Here is an 11424-nt window from a genome sequence, read left to right as displayed (position 1 = left end):
TGCCCGGATGACCGCGCGGCGCTACCTGTTCCACGACTTCTGCCTCGACCCCGCGGCGCGCGAACTGCGCCGCGCCGGCGAGCTGGTCGTGCTGCCGGTCAGCTCGCTGGACTGCCTGGCCTACCTGATCGAGCACCGCGAGCGCGCGGTCGGCCGCGACGAGCTGATCGCCGCGGTCTGGGGCCGTACCGACGTCGCCGACACCCTGCTGGCGCAGACCGTCCTGCGCATCCGGCGTGCGCTGGGCGAGTCCGGCGGCGAGCAGTCCTCGATCCGCACGGTGCCGCGTTTCGGCTACCGCTGGACGGCGGAGACGCAGGTCGAGGAGGGCGCGCCGCCGGCTTCCGCGGAGCCGGAGGCGCCGTCCGCGGCCGATCCGCCGATCGAAAACATCGGTGTCGCGCCGCCGGCCGAGGCGCCCGCCGCGGCGCCGCCGCCCGATCGTCCCGCCGGCCGGCGGCGCTTCGCGCTCGTCGCGGTGCTGTTGCTCGGTGCGCTCGTCGCGGCTGCCGCGCTTTGGCAATGGACGCGGCCGGACGGACCGGCCGTCGCGCCCGCCGCGGCGGAGCGCGTCGGTGCCTACGTCACGCCGGCGCAGACGCCCGATGCGCCGGAATGGGCCTGGCTGCGGTTCGGATTGATGGATCTGGTCGCCGGGCGCCTGCGCCTGGGCGGCCTCGCCACGGCGCCGACGGAAAGCGTGCTGGTCCTGCTCAAGCAGGGCGGCGCGCCGCCGGCCGCGTTCGCCGATGCCTTGCAGATTTCGCCCAGCGCCGAGTTCCGCGACGGACGCTGGAAGGTCACTCTGGCCGCCAGCCGCGGCGGCGAACGGACCCTGGCCGTGGCCGATGCCGCCGACGTGCTCGGCGCCGGCCGGCTCGCCGCCGACCAGCTGCTGATCCGGCTCGGCTACCAGCCGCCGGCCGCGCGCGACGCGCCGTCGACCCTGGCGCTGCAGGAACTGCTGCAGCGGACCAAGGCGGCGATCCTCGCCGACCAGTTCGATCTGGCGCGCAGCCTGATCGCGCAGGCCGCACCGGACCTGCGCCAGTCGCCGGAGGTCGTGCTGCGGCTGGCGCAGATTGAGATGGGCGAAGGCCGCTACGAATCCGTGCAGCAGCAGGCGACGGCGCTGCTGGACCGCCTGCCGGCGGACGCCGAGGTCTCCCTGCACGGGCGCATCCTCAATCTGCTCGGTGGAGCGCAGCTGCGCCTGGGGCGCTTCGCCGAGGCGGATGCGACCTTCGGCGAGGCGCTCGACATCCTGGCTCCGGCGCACGATTCGATCGGCCTCGCCACCGCGTACACCGGCCGCGCCGCGGTCGCCGCGCAGCACGAAGACCTAGAGCGCGCCACCGCCGAGATCGGCCGTGCGCGCGTCGAGTTCGCCGCCGGCGCCGACGCGCTCGGCGTCGCCCACAGCGACATGAATCTCGGCCTGGTGGTGGCGCAGCGCTATCGCGTCGCGCAGGCTCTGCCGATGCTGCGCCAGGCCGAGGCGCGCCTGCGCGAGATCGGCGCGCGTGAGGAGTCGGTCTACGCGCGCTTCGCGATGATCGGCGTGCAGCTGCAGCTGCTCGACTACGCCGCCGCGCGCGCGCTCAGCGACGAGAACTGGCCGCCGGAGACGCACACCGGCAACGAGCGCCTGCGCTGGCAGCTGGTGCTGGCCCGCGCGCACGTGTGCATCGTCGAGGGGCGCCTGGGCGAGGCGGCGGACCTGCTCGCGCGCATCGAGCGCGATGCCTCGCCGTCGCAGGACGCCGCCACGCGGACGATTGCGCACATGCTCTCGGCGCGCGTCGCGTTCGAGCGCGGCAATGCCGCGCAGGCCGCCGAGCTGGCGCAGTCGGCGCTGACGCCGGCGCTGCGCAGCGACGAAGCCGACACCTATCTGCTGGCCTGGCAACTGCGCGCGCGTGCGCTGCGCCGCAGCGGCCATCTGGACGAAGCGGGCAGGGAGACGGCGGCGCTGCGCGCCTGGGTCGAATCGCGGCCCGCCAGCGAATGGCGCGAACTGCAGGCGCTGCTGGCCGAGGCGGAACAGGCCTGGGCGGAAGGCCGCCGCGACGTCGCGCTGGGCAGGTTCGCCGACGCCAGCCAGCGCGCCGAGCGCCTGGGCGTGCCGGAAGACCGCGTCGAGGTGGCCGCCATCGCGGTGCCGGCGCTGATCGCGGCCGACCAGCTCGATCGCGCCGCCGCGCTGGTCGGCACCATCGCGGCCTGGGCGCCGGTCGATTTCCGTGCCGCCTGGACCGAGGCGCAGCTGCTGCGCGCGCTCGGCCGCACCGACGACTGGCAGCGCGCCTACGAGCACGCCTCCGTGCTGGCGCGCGAGCGCATCGTGCCGGAGCTGCGCGAATCGGGTATGGCCGCGAAGTAACCCGCTGAAAGATCCGGGAATTCAGTTTCCACGAATCGGAAACGGCGGCGATCAAAGGTTTTCCGCATCGCCGGCGAATCGCCGCCACACGGGCCGTACATGCTGCCGCAGCGCGGCCGGCGCCAGAGTGCCGGCGCGCCGCTGCCGGCGCTTTCCGGAGCCCCGTTCCATGAGAATTCCGCTCGCTCTCGCGCTCGGCGCCTGCTGTCACGCGGCCGGCGCCGCGCCGGCGAATCCGCAGGCGCCGTCGGCGCAGCCCTTGTCCTTCCAGCGCGCGCTCGGCGGACAGCTGCGCGATCCGGTCGTCTCCGGCGACTACGTCTACGTGCCGGGCGGACGCATCGTCAGCACCTGGAACTACGCCGATCCCGCCGCGCCGCGGCTGCTCGCCACCACCGGCGCGCAGCCGGCGCAGGGCGTGATCTCCGGGCTGGCGCGCTGGGGCGACCATCTGTACGCCAGCTGGTACTCCGGCTTGGACAATTCCGGCATCGCGGTGTACTCGCTGGCCGATCCGGCCAGCCCCGTGCTGGTCAGCCAGTTTGACGACTACCCGGCGTTCACGCTGAAGAACCTGTGGGCGATCAGCGCCGCCAACGGCTATCTGTACGCGTTCGATCGCGAGAACGGCCTGTTCTACGGCGACCTGACGGCCGATCCGCTGCATCCGGCGATGCGGCACCACGAGCTGCCGTTCGCCGGGCCGATCTACTACGAAGGCGCCGTCGCGCACGGCAGCCGCCTCTACGCCAGCGGCTTCAGCGGCCTGCTCGACGTGCAGTGGCACTTCTGCACCAGCTACGACGTGGCCGAGCCCGCCGCTCCGGCGGCCGGCGCGGACTGCGGCAGCGGCGAGCGTCCCATGCACGCACGCAGCCGCGTGCAGCCGCCGTACGCGCTGTCGTTCGGCATGGACAACGTCACGCTGTTCGACGTCGCCGATCCGGACGCGATGGTCGTCGCTGGCAGTCTCGAGGACGTCAGCGCGGTCGACGGCTTCCTGTCCGGCGACTACGTCTACGCGCTCGGCCACGACGGCATCGACGTCGTCGACTTCAGCGACCGCGCGAACCCGGTACTGGCCGCGCATGCGCCGATCCAGCTGCCCGGCACGCCGGATCTGTTCGCCGGCACCTCGGTGACGCCCTACGCGCAGGGCGCGCTGGTGCTCGACGGCGCCGACCGCCTCGTGCGCCTGGACGTCACCGCGCCGACTGCCCCGCGCGTGGCCAGCGAAGCGTGGCAGCCCGGCGGCTCGTTCGCCCGGAACATCGCCATGGCGCGCGGCAAGGCGGTGCTGCTGCAGGGCACCTATGGCCTGGGCATCGCCGACGCCACCGACCTGACGCCGCAGGCGCGCTTCGACATCCCGCAGACCAGGCACACCCTCAACGACGTCGCCGACTTCGCCGTCGCCGGCGACGTGGCTTACCTGCCTTCGCCGTACACCGGCCTTCACGTCGTCGATCTGTCCGATCCTCTGCGGCCGGTGGAACTGGCGCGCACGCCGATCTTCATCGCCGAGGGCGCGTGGATGTGGATCGCCGAGCAGGACGGTTTCCTCTATCTCGGCCGCGGCGGCTACTCGAACAACTGGCTGAAGATCATCGACGCTTCCGATCCTTCCAACCTGGTCCTGCGCGGCGACGTGCCGGTGCCCAGGATCGACCGCCTGCAGGTGCACGGCCGCTACGCCTACGGCGCCGACGACGACATCTACAGCAGCACTTCGGGCCTGCGCGTCTTCGACGTCGGCGATCCGGATGCACCGGTCGAGATCGCGTTGTACCAGGGCTGCCCCGGCGCCGAGGGGTTCGCCAGCCACCCGGTGCTCGACGTCGAGCTCGCCGCCGACGGCGCGCGCGCCTACGTCGCCTGCCACGACCGGCTGCACATCCTCGACATCGGCAATCCGGCGCAGCCGACCCTGCTGGGCGAGTACGCGCCGCCCGCTATCGAGTTCCTGTGGTCCGGCCGCGCGGTCGCCACGCGCGGCGACCGTGCCTGGTTCTCCGACTACAACGGCGTGCACGAACTGGACGTCGGCGATCCGGCCCATCCGCGCCTGCTGAAGGTCCACGAGACCGGCCTGATGCCGGCGACGCGCCTGCGCGCGCTCGACGACGGCCGCGTGTTCGCGTTCGAGGACCTGATGGGCATGCACCAGTTCGGTCCCGTCGACGAGGCGATCTTCCGCGACGGTTTCGACGGCGGATCAACGCCTTAGGCGCCGCTCAATCGCCGGCGCATCGCCGCCGAATCGTTCGCGAATGCATTCGCGGCGGGTTCGCGGCAGAGTCCGGGCGGGTCGGCCTCCTGACGAGGCCGATGCCGTACGCACCCGGAGGATTCGTCGCCTTGAAATCGCTCAACCTGCTCGCGCTGGCCGTCGCCGGCGCCGTCGCGGCCCTCGCGCCGCCCGCTCATGCCGCCTCGCGCGGCTCCGATCCGCTGCCGCTGACCCTGGTCGCCGGCGGCAACGTGGTCGACCCGGTGATCGCGGGCGATCTGGTCTACATCCCGAGCGGGCGCATCGTCAGCACCTGGGACTATTCCGATCCCGCCGCGCCGCGCCAGGTGGCCGCCACCGGCGACGCGCCGACGGACGGCATGATCCGCGGCCTGACGCGCTGGGGCGACTACCTCTACGCGAGCTGGCAGGCCGGTGACGACAGTGGCGGCGTCGCCGTGTACTCGCTGCGCGATCCGCGCCACCCGGCGCTGGTGAACCAGTTCAGCGACTACGCGGCGCCGAGCTACAAGTCGCTGTGGACGCTGGCCGCGGCCAACGGCTACCTGTACCTGTTCGACAACGAGAACGGCATCTACTACGGCGATCTCGCGCCCGATCCGCTGCATCCGACCTTCACGCGCCTGCTGCGTACGCCGGTTCCCTACGAGCGCAGCGTCGTCGCCGGCGACCGCATCTTCGCCAGCGGCACGACCAATTCGGCCGAACCGCTGCACGCCTGCGTCGTGCTCGACGTCAGCTCGCCCGGCGCGCCGGTGTTCGCCGACGCGGGCTGCGGCGGCGGCGACTCGCTGGAGCTGTTCCGCAGCCGCATCCAGGTGCCGCTGGCCGCCGCCTACGGGCTCAAGCTGAGCCTGTTCGACGTGTCCGACCCGGCCACCACGGTGCCGCTCGGCGTGATCGACACCGATCCGGCCACCGACGGCTTCGTCTCCGGCGACCACGCCTACAGCCTCGGCTTCGCCGGCATCGACATCCACGACATTGCCGACCGCAGCGCGCCGGTCACTGTCGGCCATTCGACCTTGCCCACGCTCGGCGCCGACTCGGTCACCGCGCTGGAGCAGGGCGCGCTGCTGCTCACCAGCACCGACCGCTTCACGCGCATCGACGTGTCCGATCCGCTCGCGCCCGTCGCGCTCAGCACGGTCGCGCCGGTCGGCGGTTCGGTCGCCAACGACGTCGCCATCCTCGGCGACAAGGCGGTCATCCTGCAGGAGAACTACGGCCTGGGCATCGCCGATCGCGTCACGCTGGCGCCGCTCGCCCGCTTCGACGCGGACCTGCCCGAGGCGCTGAACCAGCGCGACTTCGAGCAGTTCGCGGTCGACGGCAACCGCGCCTACCTCGTCGCCTGGGGCTACGGCCTGGTCGTGGCCGACCTGTCCAATCCGACGCAGCCGGCCGAGCTCGGCCGCCTGCCGTACGGCTTCCCGTCGGCGGTCGCCGCCAGCGGCGACTTCGCCTATCTGGGCACCGCCACCAACGGCGGCGTGATGCAGGTCGTCGACGTCTCCGACCCGGCCCATCCCGTCGCGCGCGGCGCGCTCCCCGTCACCACCATCAACCGCCTGCAGGTGCACGGCCACTACGTCTACGCGGCCGACGAGCTGTCCGGCGTGCACGTGTTCGACGTCAGCGATCCGGACGCGCCGGCCGAAGTGGGGCTGTGGAGCGAAGGCTGCGCCGACACGCTCGGCATGGTCGCCAGCGACATCGAGCTGAACGCCGACGGCACGCTGGCCGCGGTCGCCTGCGGCACCGGCATGCAGCTGCTCGACCTCAGCCAGCCGGCCGCGCCGGTACGCGTGGGCGGCTACGCGATCGACTACTGGACCGCACGGCCGACCGTCGCCGTCCACGGCGACCGCGCCTGGTTCGCCGACGCGCAGGGCCTGCGCGAATTCGACGTCACCGTGCCGTCGGCGCCGGTGCAGCTCGGTCAGACCACCACGATGGCCTACATCCAGCCGCGCCGACTGCGTGCGACCGACGACGGCCGCCTGTTCGCCTTCGCCTACCGCACCGGCATGCACGTGTTCGGCACCGCCGAGGCGGGCGAGCCGGAGGAGGACGCCATCTTCGCCGACGGCTTCGACGGCGCCGCGCAGGAGCCGCACGTGAGCACCTACGACGACCTCGACGAGGGCTTCCTCGGCGAGAGCTACGCCTACGACGGCGTGAACTACCACGACGTCAACGGCATCGGCGGCGTGTTCCCCGACGGCAGCACCTTCGTGCCCGAGGACGTCGGCAGCGAGTTGATCGTCGAGAACGTCGGCCTGCTGCACGGCGACTTCCCGGACTTCGGCAGCGCGCCGAACGCGCTGACCTTCGGCACCACCTACATCCCCGGCGAGAACTTCTCGATCGGCGCACTGGTGCGCATGACGATGGATCTGGACCAGCCGGCCAGCGCGGTCTCGGTCGACCTGGCCTACTACGAGAACGGTCCCTGGGGCGGCATCCAGCTGCACCTGGACGCCTACCGCAACGGCAGCCTGGTCGGCGGCGACCAGCTCACGATCGCCAACGGCGGCGGCCGCGACAACGTCACCGCGGCGGTCTTCTCGATCGCCGGCGTGGAGTTCGACCAGCTCAAGCTGTACGCGACCTACGACGGCCAGCCGAGCGCGCCGCGCGTGCTGGTCGACGACCTGACGCTGACGCCGGTCGCGCGATGAGCGCACGCCGCAGTCCCGCTGCGGGGCTGCGGCGATGGCGATACGGAAAGGCGGGCGTGGCATGCGATAACCGATCGCGTGCCACGCCCGTGCGCGCAAGTGCCGCAGGCGCCGGCGGCACGGAGTGCTTGACGCCTTGCGTGCGGGCGGAGATATATTCGTTTCATCGAATATACGAATGAAGGCAGCCGTGTCTGCGGACTGGATTCTTTCTTTGCTCGGCGGAGCGGCGATCGGAGCGTCGGCCGTGCTGCTGATGGCGGGCCTGGGCCGCATCGCCGGCATCAGTGGCATCGCCGGAAGCTTGCTGACCGGTGCGTCCCGCGGTGACCGCGGCTGGCGGCTCGCCTTCGTCACCGGACTGGTGGCCGCTCCGCTGCCGGCGCTGCTGCTGCGCGGCGAAACGGGCATCGGCGCCGCCGCGGTGTCGTGGCCGTGGATGGCCGTGGCCGGCCTGCTGGTCGGCTTCGGGACGCGTCTGGGCGGCGGCTGCACCAGCGGTCACGGCGTCTGCGGCATCGCCCGGCTGTCGCGGCGCTCGCTGCTGGCGACGGCGGTGTTCATGGCATCGGGCATCGCCACGGTGTTCGTGCTCCGGCACCTGCTCGCGGGATGGGTGTCGTGAAGGAAGCCGTCGCCTTGCTCGCGGGCCTGCTGTTCGGCTTCGGCCTGATCCTCGGCGGCATGACGCAGCCCGCGGTCGTGCTCGGATTTCTCGACCTTTTCGGCGCCTGGAATCCGCGCCTGCTGTTCGTGATGGCCGCGGCCGTCGCGACGACCGCGCTGGGCTATCGCCTGCTGCTGCGGCGAAACGGACCGTGGCTGGATTCCTCGTTCCACCTGCCGGCGGCGAAATCCGCCGACCGCCGCCTCGTGCTCGGCGCCGCGCTGTTCGGCATCGGCTGGGGCGTCGCCGGCTATTGTCCGGGCCCTGCGCTGGTGTCGATCGGCGGCGGCGAACCGTCGGTGCTGGTGCTGGCGGGAACGATGGCGCTCGGCTCCTGGCTGGCGTCGCGCCTGCCTGCCCGGCGAAGCTGAAGACGAGGAAGCGATGGCCAGTCCCGAAGTGAAGGCGTTCTTCGACGAGGCGACGTACACCTACAGCTACGTCGTGCACGATCCGGCCACGCGCAAGGCCGCGATCGTCGACAGCGTGCTGGATTTCGATCAGGCCTCCGGCCGCACCGCCACCGCCTCGGCGGACGCGCTGGTCGAGTTCGTGCGTGCGGGCGGGTTCGAGGTCGAATGGATCCTCGACACCCACGTGCACGCCGACCACCTCTCCGCGGCGGCCTATCTGCAGCCCCGGCTCGGCGGCCGCACCGCGATCGGCGCCGGCGTGCGCGAGGTGCAGGAGACGTTCGGCCGCCTGTTCAACGAGGGCGCCGCGTTCCTCCGCGACGGCAGCCAGTTCGACCACCTGTTCGAGGACGGCGAGACCTACCGCATCGGCGGCATCGAGGCGGTGGCCCTGCACACGCCCGGGCACACGCCGGCCTGCATGACCCACGTGATCGGCGATGCGGCCTTCGTCGGCGACACGCTGTTCATGCCCGACTACGGCACCGCGCGCTGCGACTTTCCCGGCGGCGACGCGCGCCGGCTCTATCGCTCGATCCGGCGCCTGTTCGAGCTGCCCGACGCGACACGCGTGTTCCTCTGCCACGACTACAAGGCGCCCGGCCGCGACGACTACGTCTGCGAGACGACGATCGGCGCCGAGCGCCGCGCCAACGTGCACGTGCGTGACGGCATCGGCGAGGACGAGTTCGTGCGCATGCGCACGGCGCGCGACGCGACCCTGGCGATGCCGCGCCTGCTGCTGCCGTCCGTGCAGGTCAACATGCGCGGCGGCGTTTTTCCGCCGGCGGAGGCGAACGGGCTGAGCTACCTCAAGCTGCCCGTCGACGCGCTGTGAAACGCGCGAGCGCGCCGCGCCGACGCGCCGCGCCGTCGCCGGCGAGCCTGCGCCGGCACGCGGGCGAAGCGATCGCCGTGCTCAAGGCGGTCGGCAGCCCGAACCGCCTGATGCTGCTCTGCCAGCTGCTCGACGGCGAACGCTCGGTGAACGAACTGGCCGCCGCGCTGGGGCTGGCGCAGAGCGTCGTCTCGCAGCATCTGTCGCTGCTGCGGCGGGACGGCGTGGTGGCCGGGCGCCGCGAAGGGCAGTCGATCCGCTACGCGATCGTCGACGAGCGCGTGCGCCGGCTGATGGGCACGCTGTTCGACCTGTTCTGCGGCCGCGGCTGAGCCGCGCAGCGACGCTTCGACCTCGGCCGCGCGTTCGGGCATGCTTGGCGTCCCGACGGCTGCGTCGCCGTCGTCCGACCATCGCCAGGGAAATCCATGCGCCGCACGATCTTCTACGTCTCCGACGGCACCGGCATCACCGCCGAGACGATCGGCCACAGCGTGCTGACGCAGTTCGATTCGATCGATTTCGACACCTTCCGCATCCCGTTCGTCGACAGCGACGAAAAGGCGCGCGCGGCGGCCGTGCGCATCAAGACGACCTACGCGCAGAGCGGCGCGCGGCCGATCGTCGTCAACACGATCATGGACAAGCGCCTGAGCGACATCGTCGCCGAGAGCGGCGCGCTGATGCTCGACGTGTTCGCGCCGTTCATCTCGCCGCTGGAGAACGAGCTCGGCACGCCGCGCTCGCCGCGCGTGGGCAAGGCGCACGGCCTGACCGACTTCACCGAGTACGAAGCGCGCATCAACGCCACCAACTACGCGCTGACGCACGACGACGGCATCGACGTGAATTACTCCGACGCCGACGTGATCCTGGTCGGCGTGTCGCGCGTGGGCAAGACGCCGACCTGCCTGTACATGGCGCTGCACTACGGCGTGAAGGCGGCGAACTATCCGCTGACCGAGGAGGATCTCGAGCGCCTTGAGATTCCCAAGCGCCTGCTGCCGCACCGCTCGCGCCTGTACGGCCTGTCGATCGATCCGCAGCGCCTCGCGCAGGTGCGCGAGGCGCGCCGCCCGGGCAGCCGCTACGCGAAGATCGAGCAGTGCCGGTTCGAGCTCGACCAGGCCGACAAGCTGTTCCGCCGCGAGAACATTCCGGTGCAGAACACCACGCACACCTCGATCGAGGAAATCGCGAGCAAGATCCTGTCCCAGCTCGGCATCGAAAAGCACATGTTCTGACCGCGCGCGGCGCGTCGCGGTCGTGGTCCGCGGGGAAGGGTGCTTGTGCGGACGGTGGGGAGCCCCATCTTAACCGGCCGCGCGGCGTCTGCATAAGACTGTTCGCTGCAACGTCCCCTGCCTATGATCCCCGCCATGTCCGCCGTCCTCGAACGTCCGTCGTCGCTGCTGCCCAGCCGCTTTTCGTGGCTGATGGGCCTGTACGCCGAGAACTACCACCGCCTGGCGCGGCTGTTCGCGCCGCAGGCGCTGGCGCTGGGCCGCTACCGCTCCTCGCTCGACGACGGGCTCGACCTGCGCCTGGACGTGCTCGAGCGCCACCGCTACACGCTGGACCTGCGCTTGACGTACGAATTCGTCGACAGCCAGACCGGGGAGTCCGCGCCGTCGGCGCAGCTGCGCATGTACCACGACGCGCACATGGCCGAGGTGCTCGACTGCCGCGCCGACCGCCGCCTCGTGCACGCGATCGGCCCGCTGCTGCCGGCGCGCGACGTGTTCCAGCAGCGCGTGCGCATGAGTTCGTTCCTCAACCGCTGGCTCGAGTATCTCGCCGAGCAGGGACATTCGATCGGCACGCTCGAGCGCGGCTGAGCCGCGCCGCCGGCGAACGAAACCCCCGGAATCAGGAATCCACGACGCGCAGCGCGATCTCGCCGTCGGCGAGTCGTGCGCGCAGCTCGGCCTCGGCCTGCACCTGTTCGACCGAGCGCACCACGCGGCCCGAGTCGCGTTCGAGCAGGATCGCGTAGCCGCGTTCCAGCGTCGCCAGCGGGCTGACCGCGTGCAGGGTGCGCGCGAGCTCGCCCAGGCGCGCGCGCCGGCGTTCGAGGCCGCGCAGGGTGCCGGCGCGCAGGCGCTCGGCGCAGCGGCGCACGGTCTGCGCGTCGCGCGCGAGCCGCATCGACGGATGCTGCGCGAGCAGGCGCGCACGCAGCTGCGCA

10 protein-coding genes are annotated in these 11424 nt (G+C 71.8%); 9 read left to right on the top strand and 1 reads right to left on the bottom strand.

Annotation, left to right across the window (positions count from 1 at the left end; all coding sequences use genetic code 11):
• The first annotated feature begins 7 nt into the window (after positions 1–7).
• The 9 genes from ACFO6Q_RS17885 (at position 8) to ACFO6Q_RS17845 (ending at position 11074) form a co-directional block, all read left to right on the top strand.
• Entirely contained in the window at positions 8–2383 is a 2376-nt protein-coding gene (locus ACFO6Q_RS17885) for a winged helix-turn-helix domain-containing protein (protein ID WP_380022486.1), read from the top strand.
• Between the two features lie 169 nt (positions 2384–2552).
• Positions 2553–4610 carry an LVIVD repeat-containing protein gene (locus ACFO6Q_RS17880; protein ID WP_380022485.1) on the top strand — a complete coding sequence of 686 codons (2058 nt, stop codon included), beginning with the start codon at positions 2553–2555 and terminating at the stop codon, positions 4608–4610.
• Between the two features lie 131 nt (positions 4611–4741).
• Entirely contained in the window at positions 4742–7318 is a 2577-nt protein-coding gene (locus ACFO6Q_RS17875) for an LVIVD repeat-containing protein (RefSeq protein WP_380022484.1), read from the top strand.
• A 178-nt stretch (positions 7319–7496) separates the two neighbouring features.
• Positions 7497–7943, top strand: a complete 447-nt coding sequence (locus ACFO6Q_RS17870) for a YeeE/YedE family protein (protein ID WP_380022483.1) — start codon at positions 7497–7499, stop codon at positions 7941–7943.
• A complete protein-coding gene (locus ACFO6Q_RS17865) occupies positions 7940–8356 on the top strand; it encodes a DUF6691 family protein (RefSeq protein ID WP_380022482.1) in 417 nt (138 codons plus the stop codon). The genes ACFO6Q_RS17870 and ACFO6Q_RS17865 overlap by 4 nt, the downstream gene beginning before the upstream one ends.
• Positions 8357–8369: 13 nt before the next feature.
• On the top strand, positions 8370–9236 hold the full coding sequence (locus ACFO6Q_RS17860; protein ID WP_380022481.1) for an MBL fold metallo-hydrolase: 867 nt from the start codon (positions 8370–8372) through the stop codon (positions 9234–9236).
• Positions 9233–9568 (top strand): ArsR/SmtB family transcription factor, encoded by a 336-nt coding sequence (locus ACFO6Q_RS17855; protein WP_380022480.1) that lies wholly within the window; start codon positions 9233–9235, stop codon positions 9566–9568. The genes ACFO6Q_RS17860 and ACFO6Q_RS17855 overlap by 4 nt, the downstream gene beginning before the upstream one ends.
• Before the next feature lie 96 nt (positions 9569–9664).
• Complete coding sequence (gene ppsR, locus ACFO6Q_RS17850) at positions 9665–10480, top strand: posphoenolpyruvate synthetase regulatory kinase/phosphorylase PpsR (RefSeq protein WP_380022479.1); 816 nt, start codon at positions 9665–9667, stop codon at positions 10478–10480.
• A gap of 135 nt (positions 10481–10615) precedes the next feature.
• Positions 10616–11074 carry a DUF1249 domain-containing protein gene (locus ACFO6Q_RS17845; protein ID WP_380022478.1) on the top strand — a complete coding sequence of 153 codons (459 nt, stop codon included), beginning with the start codon at positions 10616–10618 and terminating at the stop codon, positions 11072–11074.
• 31 nt (positions 11075–11105) lie between these two features.
• Here the strand turns inward: ACFO6Q_RS17845 and ACFO6Q_RS17840 are convergent.
• On the bottom strand, positions 11106–11424 hold a 319-nt coding region (locus ACFO6Q_RS17840; protein WP_380022477.1), incomplete at its 5' end, for an exodeoxyribonuclease VII large subunit.

The sequence above is a fragment of the Dokdonella ginsengisoli genome (assembly GCF_042652785.1).
Lineage (GTDB): Bacteria > Pseudomonadota > Gammaproteobacteria > Xanthomonadales > Rhodanobacteraceae > Dokdonella_A > Dokdonella_A ginsengisoli.
Note: the sequence above shows the minus strand (reverse complement) of the source record. Positions and strands in the feature narration are given on the sequence as shown.